At 41.7% G+C, this 24,934-nt stretch carries 21 protein-coding genes; 12 read left to right on the top strand and 9 right to left on the bottom strand.

What is annotated here, in order from left to right; genetic code table 11:
- Positions 1-21: 21 nt before the first annotated feature.
- The 3 genes from AC0VYI_RS01495 to AC0VYI_RS01485 form a co-directional block, all read right to left on the bottom strand.
- Entirely contained in the window at positions 22-627 is a 606-nt protein-coding gene (locus AC0VYI_RS01495; protein WP_475446832.1) for a MarC family protein, read from the bottom strand.
- Positions 628-867: 240 nt separating this feature from the next.
- On the bottom strand, positions 868-3,972 hold the full coding sequence (locus tag AC0VYI_RS01490) for a multidrug efflux RND transporter permease subunit (RefSeq protein WP_475446830.1): 3,105 nt from the start codon (positions 3,970-3,972) through the stop codon (positions 868-870).
- A gap of 53 nt (positions 3,973-4,025) precedes the next feature.
- Positions 4,026-5,171, bottom strand: coding sequence for an efflux RND transporter periplasmic adaptor subunit (locus tag AC0VYI_RS01485; protein ID WP_475446828.1), 1,146 nt, complete (start codon positions 5,169-5,171; stop codon positions 4,026-4,028).
- A gap of 194 nt (positions 5,172-5,365) precedes the next feature.
- On the opposite strand from AC0VYI_RS01485, the gene AC0VYI_RS01480 reads away from it, so the two are divergent.
- Positions 5,366-5,926 (top strand): TetR/AcrR family transcriptional regulator, encoded by a 561-nt coding sequence (locus AC0VYI_RS01480; protein ID WP_475446825.1) that lies wholly within the window; start codon positions 5,366-5,368, stop codon positions 5,924-5,926.
- Between the two features lie 2 nt (positions 5,927-5,928).
- Here the strand turns inward: AC0VYI_RS01480 and AC0VYI_RS01475 are convergent, their stop codons facing one another.
- From AC0VYI_RS01475 to AC0VYI_RS01465, 3 genes are read right to left on the bottom strand one after another with little or no spacing between them, the layout of a single operon-like run.
- Positions 5,929-6,564, bottom strand: coding sequence for a LysE family translocator (locus tag AC0VYI_RS01475; protein ID WP_475449855.1), 636 nt, complete (start codon positions 6,562-6,564; stop codon positions 5,929-5,931).
- 48 nt (positions 6,565-6,612) lie between these two features.
- Positions 6,613-7,200: a DUF1007 family protein gene (locus AC0VYI_RS01470; protein WP_475446823.1), complete on the bottom strand. Its 588-nt coding sequence runs from the start codon at positions 7,198-7,200 to the stop codon at positions 6,613-6,615.
- A gap of 5 nt (positions 7,201-7,205) precedes the next feature.
- Entirely contained in the window at positions 7,206-8,162 is a 957-nt protein-coding gene (locus AC0VYI_RS01465; protein WP_199475495.1) for a homoserine kinase, read from the bottom strand.
- Positions 8,163-8,698: 536 nt separating this feature from the next.
- Here AC0VYI_RS01465 and AC0VYI_RS01460 point away from each other — a divergent pair.
- The gene (locus AC0VYI_RS01460; RefSeq protein ID WP_475446821.1) at positions 8,699-9,775 is read left to right on the top strand and encodes a GGDEF domain-containing protein; all 1,077 of its coding nucleotides are present in this window, start codon (positions 8,699-8,701) and stop codon (positions 9,773-9,775) included.
- A gap of 98 nt (positions 9,776-9,873) precedes the next feature.
- Here the strand turns inward: AC0VYI_RS01460 and AC0VYI_RS01455 are convergent, their stop codons facing one another.
- Positions 9,874-10,569, bottom strand: coding sequence for a helix-turn-helix transcriptional regulator (locus tag AC0VYI_RS01455; protein ID WP_475446819.1), 696 nt, complete (start codon positions 10,567-10,569; stop codon positions 9,874-9,876).
- Positions 10,570-10,654: 85 nt separating this feature from the next.
- Here AC0VYI_RS01455 and AC0VYI_RS01450 point away from each other — a divergent pair, with 85 nt between their 5' ends.
- The 9 genes from AC0VYI_RS01450 to AC0VYI_RS01410 all read left to right on the top strand — a co-directional run bounded on the left by AC0VYI_RS01450 (position 10,655) and on the right by AC0VYI_RS01410 (position 21,991).
- Entirely contained in the window at positions 10,655-11,059 is a 405-nt protein-coding gene (locus AC0VYI_RS01450; RefSeq protein WP_475446817.1) for a VOC family protein, read from the top strand.
- A gap of 282 nt (positions 11,060-11,341) precedes the next feature.
- Positions 11,342-14,077 (top strand): DNA polymerase I, encoded by a 2,736-nt coding sequence (polA, locus tag AC0VYI_RS01445; RefSeq protein WP_475449854.1) that lies wholly within the window; start codon positions 11,342-11,344, stop codon positions 14,075-14,077.
- A gap of 224 nt (positions 14,078-14,301) precedes the next feature.
- Positions 14,302-14,610 (top strand): hypothetical protein, encoded by a 309-nt coding sequence (locus tag AC0VYI_RS01440; RefSeq protein ID WP_475446816.1) that lies wholly within the window; start codon positions 14,302-14,304, stop codon positions 14,608-14,610.
- Between the two features lie 675 nt (positions 14,611-15,285).
- Positions 15,286-16,755 (top strand): Fic family protein, encoded by a 1,470-nt coding sequence (locus tag AC0VYI_RS01435; RefSeq protein WP_475446814.1) that lies wholly within the window; start codon positions 15,286-15,288, stop codon positions 16,753-16,755.
- Between the two features lie 31 nt (positions 16,756-16,786).
- Positions 16,787-16,975, top strand: coding sequence for a DNA polymerase (locus AC0VYI_RS01430; protein ID WP_475449853.1), 189 nt, complete (start codon positions 16,787-16,789; stop codon positions 16,973-16,975).
- Positions 16,976-17,400: 425 nt separating this feature from the next.
- Positions 17,401-18,240: a hypothetical protein gene (locus AC0VYI_RS01425; protein ID WP_475446812.1), complete on the top strand. Its 840-nt coding sequence runs from the start codon at positions 17,401-17,403 to the stop codon at positions 18,238-18,240.
- A gap of 95 nt (positions 18,241-18,335) precedes the next feature.
- Positions 18,336-20,447 (top strand): hypothetical protein, encoded by a 2,112-nt coding sequence (locus AC0VYI_RS01420; protein WP_475446810.1) that lies wholly within the window; start codon positions 18,336-18,338, stop codon positions 20,445-20,447.
- A complete protein-coding gene (locus tag AC0VYI_RS01415; protein ID WP_475446809.1) occupies positions 20,428-20,871 on the top strand; it encodes a hypothetical protein in 444 nt (147 codons plus the stop codon). The genes AC0VYI_RS01420 and AC0VYI_RS01415 overlap by 20 nt, the downstream gene beginning before the upstream one ends.
- The gene (locus tag AC0VYI_RS01410; protein WP_475446807.1) at positions 20,864-21,991 is read left to right on the top strand and encodes an alpha/beta hydrolase; all 1,128 of its coding nucleotides are present in this window, start codon (positions 20,864-20,866) and stop codon (positions 21,989-21,991) included. The genes AC0VYI_RS01415 and AC0VYI_RS01410 overlap by 8 nt, the downstream gene beginning before the upstream one ends.
- Positions 21,992-22,805: 814 nt before the next feature.
- Here AC0VYI_RS01410 and AC0VYI_RS01405 read toward each other — a convergent pair.
- Together AC0VYI_RS01405 and AC0VYI_RS01400 are read right to left on the bottom strand one after the other, a co-directional pair.
- Positions 22,806-23,030, bottom strand: a complete 225-nt coding sequence (locus tag AC0VYI_RS01405) for a hypothetical protein (protein ID WP_475446806.1) — start codon at positions 23,028-23,030, stop codon at positions 22,806-22,808.
- Positions 23,031-23,165: 135 nt separating this feature from the next.
- Positions 23,166-24,053: a DMT family transporter gene (locus tag AC0VYI_RS01400; RefSeq protein WP_475446804.1), complete on the bottom strand. Its 888-nt coding sequence runs from the start codon at positions 24,051-24,053 to the stop codon at positions 23,166-23,168.
- A 270-nt stretch (positions 24,054-24,323) separates the two neighbouring features.
- Here AC0VYI_RS01400 and AC0VYI_RS01395 point away from each other — a divergent pair, with 270 nt between their 5' ends.
- Positions 24,324-24,920 carry a hypothetical protein gene (locus tag AC0VYI_RS01395; RefSeq protein ID WP_475446802.1) on the top strand — a complete coding sequence of 199 codons (597 nt, stop codon included), beginning with the start codon at positions 24,324-24,326 and terminating at the stop codon, positions 24,918-24,920.
- Positions 24,921-24,934: the final 14 nt, after the last annotated feature.

Raw genomic sequence — 24,934 nt, 5'->3', positions numbered from 1 at the left:
GAGGCACAATAATACTGACGATTAAGCCGGATGCAAAAAGCCCATCACACCACTCATTAAAATTTGCGATGCCATTGCCGCCAGAATCAAGCCCGTAATTTTAGACAAGACATTTAATCCTGTTCGCCCAAGCATCTTTTCGATTAACGAGCCAGAATACAAAATCACCGCCAAAGATAAGAGGGCGAGCAGCAACCCCATGATCCCCATGACTAATTGCCAACCATGGAGTTCAGCACCGTATACCAAAATAGTACCAATGGTCGCCGGACCAATAATAATAGGCACCGCCAAAGGAACGACTGATACATCGTCACGCTCTTCACTCGGCATGCCCACGGCGTGGTTACGTGTGCCATCTTTGACCAAGCTTAAGGCGGACAAAAACAGCAACACACCGGAGCCAATGCGGAATGCATCCAAAGTAATGCCTAGTACATTAAATAACGCCCCACCAAAAAATAGCAGCACAATAGCAATGACTAATGAGGCAATCAGTGCCTTATTAGCCACTTGTCGTCGTGAAGCCGCAGACTCACCTCGCGTTAACGCGAGAAACATAGACAGCACAAAAAAGGGAGCAAACAGGAAAAAGAATTTAATCCAAGTCGTAATTAATAAGCTCATTGAGAGAACTCTCTAAAAACACAGAGTAATAGCTCTATGTCAATTTATCCAAAGTTTCACATCAGCATAGTTGAAACTCACCGCATTCATCCAACTTTTGATTGAAGAATATTTGCTCGCATTGGGTTATAGCAAGCGCGGCGATTCTAGCAGAGAAAGACGCTTCTCAACGAGAGGTAAAGCGGTGAGAAAGGAAAAAAAGCAGCACCCTATTGCCAAAAAGTGCTGCTTTTTTATGTACTAGGAGGTTTTCTTATCTCGATGCACCATACCTAGTACCCAAACAAAGAAAATCGGCACAAATAACACACCCAGCAACGTCGCAGAAATCATCCCACCAACAACGCTCACCCCAAGGGAGTGCTGACTTGCCGCACCTGCTCCCGTGGCAATCGTTAACGGCACAACCCCTAATATAAATGCCATTGATGTCATGATAATTGGCCGGAAACGAAGTCGAGCAGCCTGAATAGCGGCGTCTTTCAGCGTATGCCCCTGTTGGTACAAGTCTTTAGCGAACTCCACGATCAAGATCGCATTTTTCGCAGAAAGCCCGATAATGGTGATTAACCCTACTTTGAAGTAAACATCATTGGACATACCCATAATGTAGACCGCCGCGACAGCTCCTAATGCGCCAATAGGAATAATCAAAATCACCGAAAACGGAATAGACCAGCTTTCATATAAAGCCACTAACAGAAGAAACACCACTAACACTGAAATCGTTAATAGCATCGGTGCTTGGGCACCCGCCGCTTTCTCTTGATAAGACAGCCCTGTCCACTCATAACCAATCCCCTTTGGTAAAGTCCTAATAATACGCTCAATTTCAGCCATCGCTTCACCAGAACTGTAACCGGGCATCGGGCTACCGGATATTTTATACGCAGGATAGCCGTTGTAACGAGACAACTGCACAGGGCCAATTTCCCATGCTGTTTTGGCGAACGCACTCATTGGCACCAGATTACCTTCGTCATTCAGCACATGCAGCTGCAATACCCTCTCAGGCGTCATTCGGTCTTTTACATCCGCCTGCACCACAACTCGTTGTAGGCGACCTGCGTTGGTAAAATCATTAACTGATGCCGAACCGTAAGCTGTTGAAACCGCGTTATTAATTGAGTCAAAACCGACCCCCAAAGCCGTGGCTTTTTTGCGGTCAATATCGATTCTTAATTGCGGCGCGTCTTCCAAACCTTCCATCATAGCATAAGCAATAATGGGAGATTTGTTGGCCTCAGCGAGCAAAATATTACGTGCATTCGTCAGGGCCTTGCGTCCCAAGTTACTCCGATCCTGAAGGCGTAATGAAAAACCACCAGAGTTTCCCATCCCTTCAATTGGCGGCGGCGGAACAGCGAAAGATTTCCCATCAGTCAAGGTCGAAGCAAATTGGTTATACGCCATGGCTTCTTGATTCGCAGACTCTTTTCGGTCTTTCCAGTCCACTAACGTCGGAAATACCAAGCCCGCATTTTGCCCCATACCGGAAAAACTAAAGCCCATTATCGATGTCACATTCTCAACCGGGGCACGTTGCCCTAAATAATGCTCTATTTTCTTCATAGTCGCATCGGTTCTTGAGAACGTCGCACCTGCGGGCAACTGAACATCAACAATCATATAACCTTGATCTTCATTTGGTACAAATGACTCTGGCAAACGCACATACGCAAAAGCTAAACCAATAATCAAAGCCAAATAAATCAACATAAAGCGTCCAGATCGATTGACCGTTTTGTTATTTAACTTGATATAACGATCTGAAAGTCCTGCAAAGCGCTTGTTAAACCAACCGAAAAAGCCACCTTTATTATGATGCGCGTCTTGATCGATGGGTTTTAACAAGGTGGAACACAGCGCCGGAGTGAAGGTCAACGCCAAGAAACCAGATAGCATAATAGATACGGCGAGCGACATAGAAAACTGCTGATAAATCACCCCAACAGAGCCACTCATAAAGGCCAACGGCACAAACACCGCAGACAAGACCAAGGTAATGCCCACAATCGCACCAGACACTTGCCCCATGGCTTTGATGGTTGCCTCTTTCGGCGATAAACCCTCTTCCATCATGATACGTTCCACGTTTTCTACGACCACTATGGCATCATCCACCAAGATACCAATGGCGAGCACCATACCGAACATGGTCATCATATTGATGGAGAATCCCATTAGATACATCACGGCAAAAGTTCCCATGATACAAACAGGCACCACTATAGTCGGGATTAAGGTGTAACGAATATTTTGCAAGAACAGCAGCATAACCAAGAAAACCAACACAATGGCTTCTAACAAGGTGTGTATGACTTTTTCTATGGCAGCACTCACAAACTTCGAGGTGTCATAAGGGAAAGAAACTTGCATGTCATCTGGAAAATTTTTCTCCAACTCTGCCATGCGGGCTTTTACCGCTTTAACGGTCTCGATGGCGTTGGCGCCGGGAGCTAATTGTATTGCCGCAGCGGCAGCTTTGTGGCCGTTTAGACGCGTTTCGAAGTTATAGTTTTCTTGCCCTATCTCAATACGAGCAACGTCCTTTAGATGCACGGCCGAGCCGTCCGTTTTACTACGCAAGACGATATTGCCGAATTCCTGTGGGTCCGTCATCATACCTTTCACAACGAGAGTAGCGGTCAGCTCTTGCTTGTTGTCTGCGGGTCGACTGCCAAAACTGCCAGCCGGAACTTGAACGTTTTGCTGACGAATAGCCTGATTCACATCATTCACGGACAAGTCGTAACTCAACAGTTTTTCCGGTGACAACCAGACTCGCATTGCCGCTTCCGTACCGAAATACTGCAACTTACCCACACCTTTCACACGACGAATATTGTTATTAATATTGCGTGCGGCGTAGTCCATTAAAGTAACCACTTTCTTATTGGTGTCATCCCCTTTAAATGTCAGCGCATAAAACATTAAGAAGCCGGAATTAGCCTGATCCACCTGAACACCCTGCGTGATGACACTACTAGGCAAACGCGCTTCCGCCTTTTTTAGTCGGTTCTGAACATCGACCTGAGCCAAGTCAGGATCCGTACCAGGCGCAAACGACGCGGTGATTTGGGCAATACCATTTGAGTTACTGGAAGAATCAAAATACAACAGACCTTTGGCACCGTTTAACTCTTCTTCGATCACACTGGTAACAGAGTCCCTCAGCACTTGTGCCGAAGCACCGGGATACGTTGCCGTGATCGTAATTTGGGGTGGTGCCACAACTGGATACTGGGCAATAGGTAAACTTGGTAAAGTCAATAAACCTGCCAGCAAAATAAAGATTGCAACCACCCAAGCGAAATTGGGTCGTGCAATAAAAAACTTAGACATGAATCAGCCTCTAGGAAGACATCCTAATAATGAAATGGAATGAATTAAATCAACTAGGCATTGGAGGCCAGCTTCTTCTCTGGCACAACTTTCTCTCCAACGCTAAAGGTCATAGCATTATCAATGATGACTTTATCGCCGGGCTGAAGGCCTTTTGTTATACGCCAAAACACACCATTCATTGCACCCGTATCCACCATACGTGATTCAACTTTGCCGCCATCATCCACCACATAAACAAATGCATGACCGTCTTCATTGCGCATGACAGCACGCTGTGGAATTAAAATGGCGTCCAAGGTACGCGATTGCGTCGCTGTCACCTGAACATACATACCCGGTAATAAGATCTTTTGTGGATTAGCAAACAAGCCTCTTAGTACGACATTACCTGTTTTTTCGTCTACCTTACTGGCTGAGAAGAGAAGTTTTCCGGGGAAATCTTTGTCATAACCATCCAACGCTACGGTCAATTTGGTTTCACTATTGGCAGGATCATGCTCCATTGCCGCACGATATTTCAGCGTGTCCGTTACTGGCTGATTAAAATCGACATATACTGGATCGAGCTGTTGAATGGTCGCCATCAAGGTTGCGCCATTTTGACCAACCAGCATACCTTCACTCACATCTGCACGACCAATACGTCCTGAAATGGGGGCTCGCACTGTTGCATAGCCTAGATTCAACTTGGCACTTTCCACATCCGCCTGTGCCGATTGGACGGAAGCTTGAGCTCTTTTGTAAGCCGCCAATGCCGCATCGTATTTTTGCTTGCTAACTGCTTGTGACTTTAATAGCGATGTATAACGATCCACTAAATTTTTCGCATCAAAACGTGTAGCTTCTGCCATTGCCAATTCACCTTTGGCATGTTCCAAGGCAATTTTTAGCGATGCTGGATCGATTTCGAACAATACATCTCCAGCTTTAACATCCGCGCCTTCGGTAAAGGTTTTGCGTAATACAATTCCCTCAACTCGAGCGCGAACTTCAGCAGAACGAATTGGCTCAACACGTCCAGGCAAGCTCACCGTATCTTCAAATTTGTGTAGCGTAATCGTCACTATATTGGCGGCTCTCACACTGGCTGCTTGGCTGGTTTGCGCTTTCGCTTTACCGGAATCGCAACCTGATAGTGTCAAAAGCGCTGCCGCAACCGACAGGAACACTATTCCATTTTTTAGGATTCTATCCATTTTAACCATACCTCAAATCATACGTTATGATGCAATAATGATCAGTATAGTATTTTATAAATTCAAATGAATCAACTATGATTCATTTGAATGCATAATGATTTTGTTTCATATCTAAAATATTACGAGTAAAATACCGACAACGAAGTCTATTTATTAAACAACCAACACGTCAGATCTATTTGGAAAAAACAATGGCAGAGAATGATACAAACAACACCTTGCTGAATGCCCTTGCACTCGCTCTTGTGGAACATCCAAGAGCATCTTTGCAGGAGTTGGCTGGCGCAGTTGGGGTGAGCAAAGCCACGTTATATCGTTTCTGCCCAACAAGAGAAAACCTGATTGAACGCCTGATTCAACGCAGTGCAGATGCCTATCAAGAAGCCATTAATGACGCAAATTTAGATACCATTCCGCCACGAGAAGGTATCCGTAAATTGTTAGAAAACTACTATAAAAACAAAGAACTCACTCTTTTCATTATGCAGTTTTGGCAGCCGAGCCTGATTGAAGATACGAACTGTTTAGAGTCTCAAAAAATTCTGGATAAGTTCTTTTTACGAGGTCAACAAGAAGGGTGTTTTCGGATTGATATCAGTTCCGTTGCCATGACAGAATGCTGCCATGGCTTATTTTCATCTTTGATTGATGCGGAGCTACGTGGTCGAGTCCCCAGAATGCGGGTAATCGACATTATTGAAAGCATCTTGCTCGAAGGCGTTTGTAGTTTAGCGTCCAAGCCTACGCAATAAAACTAGCGCTGACTCAAGGCAAGTTTCACACCAAAGCCCAACAGCAATACCCCCGTTAGACTATCCAAGGCTTGCGCCACTTTTGGTCGCGCCAGCCACACTCGCGCTCGATGAACCATAAGCGCGAGAAACGTTTGCCAAACCATCGCTATGATAAAGTGAAGGGAGGCCATAAAAAGCGATTGAACCAAGGCTGAATGAGCCGGGTCAATAAATTGCGGCAAAAATGCCATGTAAAAAATAATCGGTTTCGGATTCAATACATTCGACAGAATGCCTTGGCGAAAACATCCCCAGCGAGTCAGGGCTCTAGGGGATTTTACTTCCTTAAACGTCATGCCCTTTGGAGCCAACGCACTGCGGATGGCTTGTACCCCCAAGTACACAAGATAAGCTGCGCCAAGCAGTTTAAAGACGGTAAACAGCTCAGCCGACCCCAGAAGAATAACCGACAACCCCAATGCAGATACCGTCGCATGGGCAAACAATCCCATACAAATACCTAAGCTTGTCAAAAATCCTAAACGCCAACCGCCGGATGCGGCATTACGCATCACCAAAATCGTATCCACACCAGGACTTAAGGTCAGCAGTGTGATTGCGACCAGAAAAGGCAACCATTGGAAATGTTCTAACATCAAGACAAGCCCTTCAGACAACGTACAATAGGATGATCGTATAGAATGTTACTGCGACGGTTCACAGGTTAAATCCACCCAAGTCTCAATGCCTCGCTCTTTGCCATCGTGACTAATGGGCGTACAACTCTCTGCCAATTTGCCAGAAAGACGCAGTAATCCTTCTTCCAACGGTACCATGGCAAAGTAATATTCTGGATCACCAAAAGCGATACTCAAGGTGGACTGATTGAGATTCACTGGCGTCTTTAACGTCACTTTGAGATTCACCCAGAGCAGCTTATTCTTAAAACCAAAATCAGTAATCTTTACTTCTTTTGGCTTCACGTCTTTTTTGTTCACTTTGAGATGGACAAAATAGTCGTTTTTCTTAAGGTTCTGCAAGCCTTTTAATAACTCCTGGCGCTCCTCACCCGTTAACTGACCATCGCCATTCGTATCGTAGTTTTCCAGCAAACTAACAGAGGTAAACGCATCCATTGACCAAGTCGCGTTAAACGTTTGGATCGTTGGAGTATCCACCGTGATTTGATATTGAGAATCCACCCAGATATGGGGATGAGCCATTGCCTGACTCGCCCCTAACAGCGTCCCTAAAACAAGCACTATACCGCGCAACACCGACAATGAAGACAAGGTTACTACTCCATCAAGGCAGGTGCATAGCGCACTCGCGCCTCTAAAATACGTTGAAATTCACGCGGATCGTGTTGCTGAGCCAAACGTTCAGGATCATGCTTTGCCTTGTGCCAAGCTTCCAAACGAGATAACCAGAAACGCAATGCGGCAATGCGCAGCATATAAGGCCAAGCGGCAATCTCCTCAGCACTCGGCTCTCGCTCATGTATGTAAGCGTTCACTAATGAGCGATACTTTTCCATATCCAGCTCACCGGTAGCCATGTCAGAACACCAATCATTCACTACAATCGCAAAATCGTACATGGTCCAAGCATAGCAGGCATTATAAAAATCAATAATCGCGGATAACTGCCCATTCTCAAATAATGTGTTGTTGTAGAAAAGGTCGCCGTGAATGGTCGTCTTCGGTAAATGGTCATGCTGAGCAATAAACACGTCAAACTCCGCCACTTGCGCCATCAACAGCGTAGCTTGTTCAGGCTCTAACTCATGTTCAATGGCTTTGCTCGTTTCGCGCCACCAGTTGATACCACGATGGCTTTCACGATGCTCGGCAAAATCTTCTCCGGCCACATGCAGCTTGGCCAACGCCGCCCCCATCAAGCGGCACGAATCCACATCCGTTTCTTTTAATTCACTCCCGGGGAAGCAATCAACAATAATAGTGGGGCGCCCCTTCACCACACGCAAACGTTCCCCATGAATATCGATCAACGCCGCTGGTACGTTAAAGCCTTTATGCTTTAAATGCGCCACCACATTCAAGAAATACGGCACCTCTTCAAATTCGAACTCTTCAAACAAAGTCACCACATACTTTCCTGTGGTGGTTGTAAGAAAGTAATTGGTGTTTTCTACACCACCAGCAATTCCTTTAAAGGAAACCAGTTCACCTAAATAATAATCAGCCACAAGGCCGCGCATGTCAGAGTCCGAGAGGGAAGTGTAAACAGCCAAGTTTCTACCTATAAATCGTTAAAAAGAAGTCGAAGAACATCATAAAGAGACCTTTTTATCCTATTAGAGCCATGTCCGACCCGATGAATACGTTGCTCAAATCCATTGTTCGCCCCGTTTTTACCAACACGGTTACAGAGCAAAGGTCTCAACACGCCTATGCTCCACAATAAGCATCAAAAGGTCAATTTGTTCTATGTAATTCTGTCGTTTGCCTAAAAAATTTTTCTTATCTGAGCAATTTGTCGATTTGGCATCTAAACTTACTTTTCAGGTTTAGCGACTAAACGGGCTAGAGCGGCTTAGCCCAAACAAAATAGCAATTCCAATAGAACCTTCTTATACTAAAGAGACAACCTTATGAACAAAATCAAGAGGACGGCGTCAATAAAGACACCATAAAGAAGCAAAGCTAAAGGTTAACGCTCACTATAGATTAGGTTAAAACAGGAAGCAGAAGTGTCAATTAATCAAATCAGTCCATATAAACACGGTCTTTTTTATCCAATTCAATAAGCGACACTCGGAGTCACCCCTTGAGACTAAAAGCAGAGGAAAGCAAACTAGCCATCGCCGCTTTATATAGGGTTCTTGGAGCCTCCCTTGTGTGCTGTCTATTCTATAACGTTTTCTTTTTTTATTTTCCTTCTAAATACCTATTCGATACCATCGCTCCGCGGCTCATTATGTTGTCCTGCCTAGCGCTATTGATCTATTTTTATGTCAACCCTAGGGCACACTTCAAAAATACGGTTAGAGCCTTCATTGCCCTAGTGATAATGTCCTTTGTTCCACCGAGTCTTTATTTTATTGTCATGGCATGGCAAGGCAAATGGCTGTTAATAGAAAGGCTTCCCCCAACATCCGGCATTACCTTATCCTTGTTAATTCTAGGGTTAATGATGCTACCAAGAAAACAAAAAAAATACGTCGTGCTCTCATGGTCAGTGATCGCCATCCCGACGTTTCATTACCTTATTTACCATCCGGCTGAACTGCATACCGAACGGGGCTACGAACTCGTTTCATTGTTTGGCCCTGCCTGCTTGATACTCTATGTCATCTACCCTTATCAAAGTGGCATCCGTCATCATATGGATGAAATTACCTTTAATTTACGACGCTCGGAAGCAGAAGCCGATCGTGATTTTTTAACCGACGTATTCAACCGTCGCGGATTACAACATTGGCTGGAACAACTCACAAAAAACGATCAAATCTGTGTGATACTGATCGATGTGGATCATTTTAAAAGCATCAATGACCGCTACGGGCATACGACTGGCGACAAAGTTCTAATCGAAGTCGCGTCCAGAATGCGCTCCATCTATTTTGAAAAACACGCCATTGCTCGTTGGGGTGGAGAAGAGTTTATCGTCATCATGGTGAACCCAAAGAAGCAGTCTGCCTCCAATATTGGCTCCATGTTCCAGGTCGCCCTGAGTAACCTGCCCTATAAAACGGTCGGAAAATTAACCGTTAGTGTAGGTCAATCCGAAATTCACTCCTGTGAACACTTTATGGATTTACTTGAACAAGCCGATAAAGCCCTCTACTACGCCAAAAATAACGGTCGAAATCAGGCAGTTCTTTACAATAACACTCTCTCTTAGATTGCTCCTCACCCAAGACTCAGCCCAGTTGAAGCACTTAATTCCAGTTTGGACTGTAAAAATCATCTCAACCGCTTAGAATAGACGGTTCGTTCTATCTAGCCCCTATTCAGCCACGTCTTCTCACGCCATAACTCCCAACGCTGTCGTAGCTCATTACCTGCAATCGGAACGCTAATATCCAAACGCTCCATATGCCGAATCCTATCAACTCGAAAATGACGATACTGCTGACGCTTTTCACACCATGCGATTAATAAGCAATAGGCTTCGTCATAACCTAGGATAATGGGCCACACCACTCTTTCGGAGTCATTGCCATCTCGATCGAAATAGGTAATCCGTATCTTTTTGTTTGCTCTAATTGCCTCACGTAAATAACGAGTATCTTGTTTTTCTAGCTCTGACTCTCTGGGTTTTATGCGCACGCCCGCATCGCTAAGCGTGGAAATAAAACTGGGAGGAATAACGTCTCTAATTTTAGCAAAGACATCTTTGGCGGAATTGCCGATCGTTTTATCCGGAAGACTTTGCACAAGCTGGACACCTAAAACAAGTGCTTCCAGTTCATCTCGCGTGAGCATCAAAGGAGGCATACTGTAAAATGTGCTTAATGTATAACCTAACCCCACCTCCCCTTCGATTGGCACCCTTTGCCCAACCAAATCGGCAATGTCTCGATAAACCGTTCGCTTAGAAACCTCTAACTCCTCAGCCAACTTAGCCGCAGTCACAGGCCTATTTACCCGCCTCAATATCTGAATGAGCTGAAACAACCTATCGGCACGTCGCATTTTTTTCTCCTATTGCCACAACGCTGTCAGCATCAGGGTGACATACTCATTTTGCACTCTCTGATTCTCATTAAAAAGGTGAAGTATGAATCTATTGTCCACTCGGCTCATTGTTAACGACATCAAAAAGATGGTTAGCTTCTACGAATTTATTACCGAACGGGAAGCAGACTGGCTCGTTCCGGTATTTGCTGAACTAAAAACAGAAAAGGCTCATTTAGCATTCGGCAGTATTGAAACCGTTGCCCTGTTTAAAGAAGGTTGCGCTGAACCCTCTTCCAACCGCACGGCGATTCTCGAATTCTTAGTAGATGATGTAGATAAAAAATTTGAACGTCTGGAAAACAAGGTCGATCTGGTTCACCCTCCTAAAGACATGCCTTGGGGTAACCGAACATTTCAATTTAGAGACCCAGAAGGCAATCTAGTATCGTTTTTCACACCTAAAACCAGCGAGGCAAAAGATCGATTTAATCTAGGGAAGGTGTGAACAAGCCTAGTGTCTCAACTTCCACCTTCTATATTAGCCTAACGTTCGTTAGGCTAATAACAGGTTTTTATTGTTTGATGTCTCTTGTCAAACTCAAGTATTGCATAATGAAAGAAATCTTCCGCTCGGCAGGTCTGTTATGACAAGTGACCACCCTGCTTAAAACTTAATTCGCCATTTTGGCTGTAAAAACACGCTCAAACACATAGAATAGACCTCATATTTGCCGATTCATAAAGAGGTTCTATTTTGGCTACGGATTCTAAAACACACACACCACCTATGGTTTTGGTAGACGGTTCATCCTACCTTTATCGAGCATTCCACGCGATTCCACCGATGCATACCAGCGATGGTCATCCAACCAACGCCACCCGCGGTGTAATCAGCATGATCCGCAGCCTTATCAAAACCTACCCTGATTCCCCCATGGTGATCATCTTTGATGCCAAGGGCAAAACCTTCCGCGACGAGATCTACAGCGACTACAAAGCACACCGTCCACCCATGCCTGACGACCTTCGTCCACAAATTGAGCCCATTCACCGTATGGTGGAAGCCATGGGCTTGCCACTCGTCATTATTGATGGCGTCGAAGCCGACGACGTTATCGGCACCATTGCCAAGCAAGTGGGCGAGCAAGGCCGTGAAGTCGTTGTTTCCACTGGTGATAAAGACATGGCCCAGCTGGTCACTGAAAAAGTCACCCTAGTAAACACTATGAACAATACCGTCATGGACATCCAAGGCGTCAAAGACAAATTCGGCATTCCACCTGAACTGATCATCGATTACCTCGCACTGATGGGCGACAAAGTCGATAACATACCCGGCGTGCCAGGGGTTGGTGAAAAAACCGCCCTTGCCTTGTTGCAAGGACTGGGCAGCATCAAAGACATCTACACCCGCTTAGACGAAATCGCTGCGTTGGGTTTCCGTGGTTCCAAAACCATGAAGCAAAAAATGGAAGACAACAAAGAAATGGCGGAGTTGTCTTACACCTTGGCCACCATCAAATGCGACGTAGAACTGCCCTTCGATCCTCAAGAATTGAAAAACGGCGAAGCGGACAAAGAAAAACTGCGCGAGTGGTTCACCAAACTCGAATTCAAAACCTGGTTGTCTGACCTAGATAAAGCGCCAAGCGTCGAAACCGCCAGTGACACTGTGGGCAATGATGGCCAAGTCGAAACACCGGTTAAATCCAATATTGAAGCCAATTACGACACCATCTTAGACAAAGACAGCTTCAACAAATGGCTAGAAAAAATCCAAGCCGCTGAGCTGGTTGCTTTCGATACCGAAACCACCTCGCTGAATTACATGGCCGCCGAACTGGTTGGCTTGTCCTTCTCGGTAGAAGCCGGCGAAGCCGCTTACGTTCCTGTCGCCCATGACTACGAAGGTGCGCCTGAACAACTGGACCGCGACTGGGTGCTAGAACAGCTCAAACCTTGGTTAGAAGACGACAGCAAAGCCAAAGTCGGCCAACACCTAAAATACGACGCCAACGTGCTAAACAACTACGACATCACCTTGCGTGGCATCGCTTACGACACAATGTTGGAATCTTATGTGTACAATTCCGTGAGTTCCCGTCATGACATGGACACCTTGGCGAGCAAATTCCTTGGTCACACCAACGTGAGCTTTGAAGACATTGCTGGCAAAGGCGCGAAACAAAAAACCTTCAATCAAATCGAACTCGACGTGGCCGCGTTTTATGCCGCTGAAGACGCCGACATCACCTTGCGTTTGCATCAAGCCATTTGGCCAAAAATCGAAACCACACCCGAATTGGTCAGTATTTTTAAAGACATCGAATGCCCATTGATTCCCGTCTTGGCGAAAATGGAACAAACTGGTGCCTTGATCGATCCAGAGCTTTTGCACATCCAAAGTGGTGAAATCGCCGGCAAACTGCAAGAGATCGAGATCAAAGCCCACGAAGAAGCGGGCGAAAGCTTTAACCTTAGCTCACCGAAACAGCTACAAGTGATCCTGTTCGAAAAACAAGGCTTGCCCGTTATCAAGAAAACCCCCAAAGGCCAGCCATCCACGGCGGAGCCGATCTTGCAAGAACTGGCACAAGACTACGAACTGCCGCGTTTGATCATGGAACACCGCAGTCTGTCTAAGTTGAAATCCACTTATACCGACAAATTGCCAGAGATGATCCAGAAAACCGGACGCATTCATACCTCTTACCACCAAGCCGTCACAGCGACAGGCCGTTTGTCATCGACCGATCCGAACCTGCAGAACATCCCCATTCGTACCACCGAAGGTCGCCGAATTCGCCAAGCCTTTGTGGCACCGAAAGGTTACAAACTGGTCGCCGCCGATTACTCGCAAATCGAATTGCGCATCATGGCCCACTTGTCGCAAGATAAAGGGCTATTAGATGCCTTCGCCAAAGACGCCGACGTGCACAAAGCTACCGCCTCGGAAGTCTTCGACGTTAGCTTAGACGACGTCACCACTGAACAACGTCGTCGCGCTAAAGCCATCAATTTCGGCTTGATCTATGGCATGTCCGCCTTTGGTCTAGCGAAACAACTGGGCATTGGTCGCCCAGAAGCAGGCAAATACATCAAACGATACTTCGAACGTTACCCAGGCGTACAGCAATACATGGAAAACACCCGCGAAGGCGCAAAAGAAAAAGGCTTTGTCGAAACCATCTACGGCCGCCGTTTATACCTGCCAGACATCAAAGCGAAAAACGCCATGATGCGCCAAGCCGCCGAACGCACCGCCATCAACGCCCCGATGCAAGGCTCCGCCGCCGACATCATCAAACGCGCCATGATCAAGATGCACGACTGGCTCGCCGATACCGACCTAGACGTGAAAATGATCATGCAAGTACACGACGAACTCATCTTCGAAGTGGCTGAAAAAGACCTAGACGCCGCCAAAGAGAAAATCGTCGACATTATGCAGAACAGCAGCAAAATCGACGTGCCATTGTTGGTTGAGGCAGGGATTGGGAACAACTGGGATGAGGCGCATTAAGGCTCTAACTCTAAAATAACAAATGAATACGAGCAAGGCTCAAGGAAGAGCCTGCTTTAAACTTAAGGGATTAAATGGAAACAACCATTCTACATAGCGACCTTTCAGTCGAATGGATGTCGCACAAACGGAGTAAAAACGCCTTTGTTACGACAACGAACGGCTAACTTTCATTTGGCACCTTTCCTAAAAACAACGCTCACTGGCCAGAACTAGAGATTAGATTGAAAGTCGGCTTTGCAGGCTTTGGAAGAACAAGATCTGGGGCATTTGGTGTTAGACATATCTATGAAAAACATAGCAAAGAAATTGGCATTACCTGCCCAAGTCAAGTATCGGGTTATATACAATCCATCATAACTGACGGAGCAACCGTCATTGTTGACACGGTGAAAGACGAAAACGCCGCGCTGGTTATAGAGTCCAAGACTGGGCTGGTCATTTTAAGACTATCCAAAGACAAAACCTATTACGACATTATCAGCGCCTACGATAGAAAATCCCACCCAGGGACAGTCATCGCAATGATATAGAACAGACATAAAAAAAGAGCATGACAAATGCTCTTTTTTGAAATGAAAAATGATAGTTCGTGGCAGCCCTTTAGCTCTTTGGGGTCAGGGTGACTAAACAATGTTTAGTCTAACCATCAACAACGATGTCACTGGCGAATCATTGGTAGCGTGAGAACATATGGACAATCCAGTAATGAGTCATATGTTAAGCCCTTCTACATGATTAATTTTAGTACTGACACCAACTTATTGCAACCGACAACAAACAGTCAATGATAAAGAACCTTCCGGTAGACTGTAAAACACCCAAGATAGTCTGCTCGAAAGCTTTTTTACCTGCCGCCCCTAGCGGCTACTGACTTTCTTTGAGTACAAAAAACTCCTAAGCAAATCCGCTACATAAAGTAGCCTAAGCAGATCCATCACAAGCAATGTACTGAAAGGGGCCAGATGACAAATCATCCTGAAGATAAACCATATAGTAACGCTTACTTACACACTGCCTGTAATTTTTTTCTGGAAGAAATGGCAATTTGTAACAAAAATCTTAGCTCCGTAAACATTTTCTTAGACTAAATTGCAGTTAGGCATATCCAACACCAAGGAACAATGCCTAGAATGTAACTATTATCTTAGCGAATGAAGCAGATATAACTAAAATCTTAGTTTTGTAAAAATTTTTTGGTGCTGAATATGACAAATACATCCGTAGGCTACGCATACTTACTGGAGCGCACAGATATCACCGCACTGCCGTTGCAAGTATCTGCCCGTGTTATGCCAGTAACTAAGGTACAGCTAATTGACAATACATTAGCGACGCCTGCTTCATTAAAGCCTTCTGATAAGATACTCGATCACATTCTGTTTGCACTGAAATACGAAGACCTTAATTTACAAATACTTTCCCAAGCACTGCTCAAAGTTAGCTCAGAGGAACTCTTAGAATGTTATGAATCCGCTCCTATGGGGAGATATATCCGTATTGCCTGCCTACTTTGGGAACACTTTCATCAGCAACTGCTACCACGCATCACCGATCTGACACGCGGTAACTATATATCCTTGCTAGATCCAGAACGGTTCATAACAGCAAATAATCAAACCAATAAACGCTGGCGTGTCCATATCAATTTGATCGGCTCATTAGATTACAGCATTACCGTCAAACGTACTGACCGATTAGAAAAGGCTTTAGCACTCAATACTCTACAAAAGGCCAAAGAGTTCACAGATGGGCTAGATGACGCCATGCTTAATCGCGCTTTATCTTGGGTGTATCTCAGTGAAACCAAAGATTCCTTTGCCATTGAGAAAGAGCAACCCGATACCAATAAAATCCAGCGTTACACCAATCTACTGAGGCAAGCACACATTCCCCGTGCAATTGATGAAGATTATTTAATAGAATTACAAAAGGCCACGATCAATAATCCCTACGAATGGGCTGTCTCGTATCGCAACGAGCAAAACTACTTAAGTAATGGCCCGGGCGCAATCGGTGTCACTTACGTCCCCCCCTCACCCAATTTGTGCCGCGAACTCATGCAAGAATGGAAGCATCTTACCAACCAATTACCAGATCAAGTAGATCCTATTGTGCTTGGCGCAGTCATCTCATTTGGTTTTGTGTTTCTACATCCTTTTATGGATGGGAATGGACGCTTATCACGCTTTATGTTTCATCACGTACTATGCCGCAGTGGCCAGCTCACGAATGGCCTATTACTGCCTGTCTCGGCTGTTTTGCATAACAAAGAGCGAGAGTATCTTGCGGCATTAAGCGCCTACTCCTCCGAAACCAGAACCTTCTGGCAAGTAGACTACCTAGACACAGAAAACTATGCTTTTAAGTTCAAAGGTCATGAATCTATCTATCGCCATTGGGATGGCACCGCCTGTTCCGAACTCATGGCAGAAGCTTGTGACGAAGCCATGGAACATTATATAAAACAGGAAGTCGCCTACCTAAACCAATACGACGCCCTAAAACGCCATATCAATAAACAGTTCGATATTAATGACAAAACACTTTCAAAATTGGTAGTCTTCTGTTTAGAGCAAAACGGTAAGATATCTAAAAGGCGTAGAGATCAGTTTCAGTATGAAGTGCCCACCGACGCCTTTGATGCTTTAGAAGAAGCTTACTCAAAAATCATCTAGATAATACGTCATGATAAACATGCACGATTGAATACAAAGCACTGACCTAGACGTAAAAATGATCATGCAAGTACACGATGAACTTATCTTCGAAGTGGCTGAAAAAGACCTAGACGCCGCCAAAGAGAAAATCGTCGACATCATGCAAAACAGCAGCCAGATTGACGTACCATTGTTGGTTGAAGCGGGTGTTAGTAATAACTGGGACGAGGCGCATTGAGTGCCTTTTTCTACTATACCAAGAAGTAGAAATGAAATTGGATCCCAAGTGTTTTATCTTTAACAAAAGATTATCAAATGACAAATGCAGAAAAATATTGGTTTATTCTCGTAATAAGAAAAACATTACTTTAGAATGCAAAAATCATGAAAATACATAAAATTTTTATATTTCGCTTGTATTTGGTGACCAGAAATAGCAGGGATATTCAAAATACAACATAGGAATCAAGAGATGTCATATCTAGCTATTAGATAAAGAACCGTCTAGAATCCACAAAATAAAGACTGTCGACATTATGTAGAATAACAGTCAGATTAGTACCTCCTGTTAGTAGAAGCCAAAATTGGATATAACTAGGACGAGGACATATTAAGTCTCCATTAGGCTTTTTTCGAATAGGACTTTATTTTTAGGGATATATTATGAAAAACAAATTAATACTTAGTTTACTTACGCCTAGAAAAAAAAACCGGAAAATATTATCTGTAGAGCATAATATTATAAATTATTTTGTTTCATCTAATCCAGCTCAACTTGAAAGAGATATTGATGAAATAATTTCTCACAAAAAACTTCAACATTTCTTCAGGCCATTAAAAGTAAAAGATTTAAAAAATGATTCAAAAATACAAAAATTTGGAAACCTTTTAACTCTTGAAAAGATTTTCATATACTACTATAGTATTTTTAAATCCAACGAGGAAACAATTGAGTCTCACAAAAGTTTCACATCAGATATCGATCTAGATATATTAATGGGTAACTTCAACTCTGCCTCCCATAAAATCGATATATACATAGATAAATTTGGTGAAAATTTTTGGGCAGTGAGAACAAAAATGTTTCTTTATTCCTCAGAAGTTAATAGCAAAAAACTTACTAGTTACTATAACGAAAAAATCTCTGAAATAGATAATGTCATATACAAGCATATGATTAGTAAATGCTTTTGGCTTCAGCAAGCTAATGATACTAAAATAACCTTAGAAAAGGCTGTATTGAGCGACATAAAAGATTTTGAGGTTGATTTAAAACCTTTTGGAGATTTAATTTCCCTTGCCTTCATACCTCCAGAATTACAAAGAATAAGTTTCAAAGAATCCCTAACTTATATGGAGGAGTTTCCTTTATTAGATATATATGAGCTATTATCCCTTTACGTTTTCCATTTAGATGAAAATGACATTCGAGAAAAAAACTTAAAAAACCTATTTTCCTTTTTAAGGAAAATAGAAGAAAAACATCCGATAAAAATCTCTTAGAATTACCTGAAGAAATAAAAAACACAGAAATTTTCAAGAACACAAACACAGCAATAGAAGATATAATAACAAACATAGCAAAACTCTCGAGCAATTTGGAAATTGAATTTATAACAAAAAAATCCCCCATATACCAAATGCTAAACAAATCAATAAGAATAATAAAACAAAAAGAAAACATAACTCAAGAAATAAGAGATCTAGAAGGATTAATAATAAGGCTTTACAAAAACCCAAACTCCTATCATTTTTTAAAACTTTTAGACCAGTTATTACCTAACCATATAGAAAAAAGCTCTGAAATAAAAAGAAAAATATCAAATTATTTTCAAAAAAAGAACAAATCAATTGATGTATCAATAACAAAAAAGGATAAAATTGAAGAGACTATAAAAAAACTATTAGCTAATAAAGAATATCATTTAGCAATAGATTTCTGTGCCAAAAGGCTTCTTGAAAATGAATCTCTTTATATAAGCCTCCCCCTTAAAGATCTTTCATCCTTTATAAAGAAAAACAATGTTTTATCTATTGATGCCATGATAATATTATCATTCTCATCGAGGCTAATATCTCCAGATTACGACCAAGTTCTAAATGAAATATTCGAAGATTATTTAGAAAATAAAAATATAGATAGCCCCATAGATTTACTTGATGAAAACTATTTCCTTTCTGAAAAAAGAATATATTTTCTTGAGCAAATATGTATTCCAAATCATTTGGATTGCTTGTCTAAATTTGAAAGCAGTGAGGAATTATTTTTAGAAAGGGTTATAATACTTTTTCATCTTGAAGAAAGAACAAAAAAGAAAAAATATATAGCTGAATGTGAGGAAATATTTAAAACAATCATTGCAAAAAGAAACTCTTCAAAAATTGAGAATAATAAAATATCTATAAATTATAATTCAATAAAGTCTAATAAACTTGATGCAATCACTCCTTTAATAGAGGTTTTTTTATCTTCTAAAGATGAAGAAGACACTCAGAGTTTTATAACCTTAAAATCAGAAGTCTTAGACAACAAGAAAGAAAATCCGTCTAATATTCAGGAAGAAAACAGTACTGTAATTCTAACTGGGAGTAAGGATTCAATACTTATAAAACTAGTCAGCCAAATTTCAAACTCATACTTATATGATGAAGACTATGGTTTAGATAATTGTCTTAGTGCGGAGATACGACATGGTTTCCTAGGAAATAAAATGAGATCAAGAGCTGAAAATCTTAACATATTAATAGAAACTGATTTAGATGAAACATTCTGGACATTACACTATAATCATTTAGATAATGAATATTCGGAACTAGCAAATGCACTATTGAAAGAATTTTCAATAAATTTTAACAAAACAATTTCAAAAATTGAAGAAAAAATAAAGATATCACAAGATGGAAAACACATCGATAGATTTTTTGATTATGCCTTTCAGATAAATGATATTGATAGGATTCGAGATTATATAAAAATCGAAACTTCAAATTCTGAGATATTTGATGAAGTAGTTCGTATATTGGACGAAAAAACCTCAGACAACCTTGAAAAGACAAGAGAATATATTAATACGATATTCCGACAGGAAATATACAAATGTATAGAGAAACTGGAGCTATCTCTTAATAAAGCATCAACACACCATTTCAATGAAATAGTTAGAAACATCTCTTCTCTTAAACATGGAATAGGAGAAGATATTAATGAAATTTCTGAATGGTTTCATTTAGGAAAAAAAGATACTCTAGATACCCTATCTCTAACAGATTTATTGCACACTGCGGATGAATACTTTAAAAAAATAAGAAAATCCAAATTCACAAATATAATAAAGTCCAACTCAAACAGAAAGCTTAATGGTATAGAAAGTAAAGAGCTTATTTTTGTTCTAATAAATTTAATGAATAATTCGAGAGATCATGGAAGGAAGAACAGTGAGATACAAATAGAAGCAAAAGAAGAAGAAAATCAAACAATAATTAAAATCTCAAATAAAATAGATGACAAAAAAATAGATATAAATAAAATAAAAGAGCGAGTAATAAATAAAGAAGAACCAAATTATAAAAACAAGGAAGGCGGAACCGGTCTTCATCGATCGTACTGGACTTTGAAAGATCTAAATAGCCAATACAATTTAGATTTTTTTATTGATAAAAGTGAATTCACAGTGGAGATAAGTTTACATCATGAAAGTACTCATTGTTGAAGACAATACTCATAAACTACATAGAATAACAACTTTTCTTCATAAGGAAATCATAAACATTGAAATAGAAACAGCAGCCTCATTCACATCTGGAAAGAAAAAAGCAATAGAAAACAGTTATGATTTTGTAATACTTGATATGAGTCTTCCTACTTACGAAAAAAAAGTCGGAGAAAGTGGTGGTAGATTCAGGACATTTGGTGGTGAAGAAATTGCTAGAAAAATAGTAAAAAAGACAGAAAGCAAATTCTTATTTCTAACACAATATAAAGACTTTAGCGATAGCACTAAAACACTAGATTTTCAATCATTAAAAGAAGAGCTACTTAGCCAGTTTCGAGAAAGGTGCCTAGGTTTCATCTACTATGATAGTACTGATTCAGCATGGAAAAATGAAATCAAGGAAATAATAAAGAATGTTTAATGTACTAATAATTGATGACAATATAAAAAGAGCTAAAAAAGCTGAACTAGAACTAAAAAATAAGACAAAAAGCTTTGTAACAATAAACACACAATTTTCAGAAAATACTAATGACGCAGAAAGAAAGCTAAAAAACTCAAAATATGATTTATTAATAGTAGACATAAAACTACCCAAAAAAAAAGGAGACAGCCCTACTGAAATAAACACTTACAAACTCATTGAAAAAATAAGCAATGGCAAATTAAACTCTTCGGAAACACTCATCGGAATAACTTCTGAAATTAGCGAAATAAAAAATTACAAAGAAGAATTTGAAAAAATATGTTCTATTGTATTAGATGCCCATTCATTTAATACACAATGGATAGACAGAATAGCGAACCTTATAAAACAAAAAAACAATTTTATAAAAATAAAGGGAAGTCAAATTAAAAAAGGAATAATTACTATTCATGGTATAAGATCTTATGGAGAATGGCAAAAAAAACTCCATGAAAACCTATCATGTACGGGAATTGATGAGAAAAAAAGATTTGATTATGAAATAGTAAACAGCCTATCAATATTCTCAAACAAAGTGGCAAAAAAAAATATAAAAAAACTAGAAATGCTGATTAAAAGTGTAGCCGAAGAAAAAGATAAAATATATCTATTCTCCCACAGTTTTGGAACGTACATCACACTAAAGGCAGTAATTAACATAATAGATGAAGGGGGAAAAACAAAACACAATATTTCTACAATAATCATCTCAGGCAGCGTTGTTGACCAATCATTTAACTTTGATAAAATCACGAATAGTGGAATAAAAATTGTTAATGACTGCGCCACAAGCGATTACACTTTGTATCTAAGTAAAGTCTTTATCCCTAGACTTGGAATGATTGGAAAAACTGGAATAAACTCCTTTTCTAACCGAATAACTAATAGATTTATAACCGGAGGTCATTCTGCTTTTTTTGATGATGATTATATTGAGAACTTCTGGGTGCCGATTGTAGTAAATGATGAAATAAAAGATATTGATTCAAGAAAAGCAAATATCTTTATAAATGGCTACTTAGAAAAAATTATTAGCTTTATTGGGAACATAAAAAACATCTTCTTTAAACCATAACAATTGGGTTCAGATTAAACAATTGGGGTCAGATGCTGAGGTATCCCCCCAAAATTTCAATATAGTTCAGAATGTTTGAGCAAGAAGGGAACGTTCATAGCTCTTGGCGATCAATAATTTCGCCAAAAACAACTCACCACCAGAGCCATGAACGCGACCACTATACTGAACAAAATCCTGCCGATTGTCAGCCCCAATATGCATAAAGCTCGACGTAAAGCGCTATCAGCTTGTGTACTTAGCTTAGCACAAGGAAGTCTTTGTACCGTGACCAGTATTGGTCGAGGGATTCAATCAAACGCTTATGAAAAGCACCGTATTAAACGTTCGGATCGCCTGCTTTCCAATCCAAATCGGAGCAATTGGGGTCACCCATAAGTCAGCCGGTGTCAATGGTGCGATAAAGTTCGGATCGCTTTTATACGAACATAGTTTGTTATGTTCTCTATGGTGTGCTCCGCGAACAATTGGGGTCAGATGAAAATTTAATCCATCTGCATTGGTTTTCTACCGCGTTTTCTTGGCGTCACTCGCCTACCCGTTAACTTCTCAATCTCTTCTTTGAATCTGTCATTCCCCAGTGCCATATCTGAATGCGTAGCGGATCGAATCCGTCCGAGTTCTTCTTCTGGGATGTGGTATTTGAATAATGCTTGGTAACGCTTCGCTCGAATTCTTTGCTGATGACCAAGTTTGAGATAGAGCTCGTGAGGTTGCCAAAGCTCACTTTGTCTAAAAGGGGTCAGGTCCCTTAAACGGACCCCTTTTTATATTACATCGTGCAAAGGTCTGTATAATAGCAAAGAGGGTATAGCTATTTGTTCCTATTAGACTTTTTAATTTTAGATAAAAAATAATAAGGTAGTAATAGAAATAAAAAAGTAATTCCAACACCAATTAACCCAGCAGTGAGAGAGGCAGGAATACCGAATATACCATCACTAGAATAGACATAAGCAATAATAATTAAAATAGAGCCAAATATAAGATAAACAGTATCAATCGCTTCAAAAAATAATTTAATCAAGAATGATTTCATTTTTAACTCCTTGACTTGTTCATTATATCTATCAATATTGGTTTTACCTAATACCCCGGTCCACGTTCTTCAGCGTGGCGCTTCTCGCGAACTTTTTTTCTTCAAGGATGGGGGAGTCCGAGCTCAGCCCAAAAATCATTCACGGGAACGTTGTAGATAAATCACATACAGCCCACTGGCAATAACAATGCCTGCTCCCACAATGGTCCATCTGTCTGGCAGTTCTCTAAACACTAAGAAGCCAATAATGGTGGCAAACACTAATAAGCTGTAATTGAAAGGTTGTAGTATCGAGGCGGGGGCATACTCTAGGGCTTTCACTAATAGAAGCTGTGCGGCGACACTCATAATAGAGATCACCGCCAATAGAATCCATTCTTGCATGCTCGGCTCACGCCATACCGTCACCCCAAAAACCGTTGCACACACACAACCGACTAAGGCCATATAAAGTATGTTGGTATTAAAACCATCCCCAGCGGAACTCACCTGACGGGTCACCACATGATAACCAGCAAAACACAAGGCCGCAGTTAACGGTATCAGCGACTCAGGTTTAAAGACTTCCAGCCCGGGTCGTAAAATAATCAGTGTTCCGATAAAACCGACGCACACCGCCAACCAACATTTCAGACTTACCCGTTCCCCTAAGATGGGTGCCGCCAAGGCAATTGCCATTAATGGAAACACCGCCATCAGGGAATGCGCTTCTGCTAAACCAAGATAACGCAGTGCCAGATTGAAAATCGCAATCTCAGCAATGGACAATAAGGAACGTAACACCTGCAACTTAGGGCGCACCGAACGTAATGCATGACGAACCGTACTGTGACGTGACACCCAAATGATCGCAAACAATGCAAACACCCAATAGCGCACGAGTACCACTTGCGCCACCGACATCTCCTGCACGAGGATTTTCGTCACGGCATCTTGTGAGGCGAATACCAACATCGCGGCTAGGCATAACAACACACCTTTTCCCACTAGGGTACGCTCCGCTTCCATGTCTAATGGGGTCATGTGGTTATTCGCCTTTTATCGTTGGTTTAATAATGAGGATGTTCGGATTGTAGTGCATCTCAATAGCGTTGAGAATCTCGATTGTCGGCTTGATTCTCAACCCTACAGCGGACTGGGTTGTTGGGAGCATTTTATCGAGTACTATGGATATCTGACCGATTCACCTTAAACGACCTATTTTGGTGCAAATCTGACGTGTTTTGTCCGTCTGTTTTAGAACGAAGTCGGTAGAATCAAGTTTTACTATGATCGTAAGCGTAGGGAGGGCACATGGAATTCAATATCAAGCTTATTTTTAGTGGCATCGCCATTGTATTAGCGATCATTGGATTTGTACCTTACATTGTGTTGATCTTACGAGGCCTAGTGAAGCCCCATGTGTTTTCATGGATGATTTGGGGCATAACCACCACCATTATCTTCTTTGCTCAGCTGGAAGCCGAGGGCGGCATGGGAGCATGGCCCATTGGATTATCAGGGTTTATTACGATTTTTATTGCCATACTAGCGTATATCAAGCGCGGCGATGCCACTATCACTAAATTGGATTGGGCCTTCTTAATCGTTGCCTTGGCGTCGTTGCCCTTGTGGTACATTACCAGTAACCCATTGTGGACAGTAGTGATTCTGACCACTGTCGATATGATCGGCTTTGGGCCTACCTTGCGCAAGGCTTACCACCATCCCTTTGAAGAAAGCCGTCTTTTTTTCATGCTTATAATTTTGCGCAATATGTGTTCTGTTGTGGCACTCGAAGCCTACTCCGTTACCACGGTGCTGTTTCCAGCCTGCTTGGCGGTAGGGGCTTTGGCTTTATTGGCTATCCTACAACTCCGCCGCAGTGCGCTGACCCAACAAGCGGCTTAATCTCATCGACGCTA

This window comes from Marinomonas sp. 63XJN7_9_ISO-PGPR-S23-217 (assembly GCF_056173515.1).
Note: the sequence above shows the minus strand (reverse complement) of the source record. Positions and strands in the feature narration are given on the sequence as shown.

Bases quoted from the DNA above. Each gene is read 5' to 3' on its own strand.
- AC0VYI_RS01495 (WP_475446832.1), bottom strand. From the start codon at position 627: ATGAGCTTATTAATTACGACTTGGATTAAATTCTTTTTCCTGTTTGCT.
- AC0VYI_RS01490 (WP_475446830.1), bottom strand. From the start codon at position 3,972: ATGTCTAAGTTTTTTATTGCACGACCCAATTTCGCTTGGGTGGTTGCA.
- AC0VYI_RS01485 (WP_475446828.1), bottom strand. From the start codon at position 5,171: ATGGATAGAATCCTAAAAAATGGAATAGTGTTCCTGTCGGTTGCGGCA.
- AC0VYI_RS01480 (WP_475446825.1), top strand. From the start codon at position 5,366: ATGGCAGAGAATGATACAAACAACACCTTGCTGAATGCCCTTGCACTC.
- AC0VYI_RS01475 (WP_475449855.1), bottom strand. From the start codon at position 6,564: ATGTTAGAACATTTCCAATGGTTGCCTTTTCTGGTCGCAATCACACTG.
- AC0VYI_RS01455 (WP_475446819.1), bottom strand. From the start codon at position 10,569: ATGCGACGTGCCGATAGGTTGTTTCAGCTCATTCAGATATTGAGGCGG.
- AC0VYI_RS01450 (WP_475446817.1), top strand. From the start codon at position 10,655: ATGAATCTATTGTCCACTCGGCTCATTGTTAACGACATCAAAAAGATG.
- polA (WP_475449854.1), top strand. From the start codon at position 11,342: ATGGTTTTGGTAGACGGTTCATCCTACCTTTATCGAGCATTCCACGCG.
- AC0VYI_RS01435 (WP_475446814.1), top strand. From the start codon at position 15,286: ATGACAAATACATCCGTAGGCTACGCATACTTACTGGAGCGCACAGAT.
- AC0VYI_RS01425 (WP_475446812.1), top strand. From the start codon at position 17,401: ATGAAAAACAAATTAATACTTAGTTTACTTACGCCTAGAAAAAAAAAC.
- AC0VYI_RS01415 (WP_475446809.1), top strand. From the start codon at position 20,428: ATGAAAGTACTCATTGTTGAAGACAATACTCATAAACTACATAGAATA.
- AC0VYI_RS01410 (WP_475446807.1), top strand. From the start codon at position 20,864: ATGTTTAATGTACTAATAATTGATGACAATATAAAAAGAGCTAAAAAA.
- AC0VYI_RS01405 (WP_475446806.1), bottom strand. From the start codon at position 23,030: ATGAAATCATTCTTGATTAAATTATTTTTTGAAGCGATTGATACTGTT.
- AC0VYI_RS01400 (WP_475446804.1), bottom strand. From the start codon at position 24,053: ATGACCCCATTAGACATGGAAGCGGAGCGTACCCTAGTGGGAAAAGGT.
- AC0VYI_RS01395 (WP_475446802.1), top strand. From the start codon at position 24,324: ATGGAATTCAATATCAAGCTTATTTTTAGTGGCATCGCCATTGTATTA.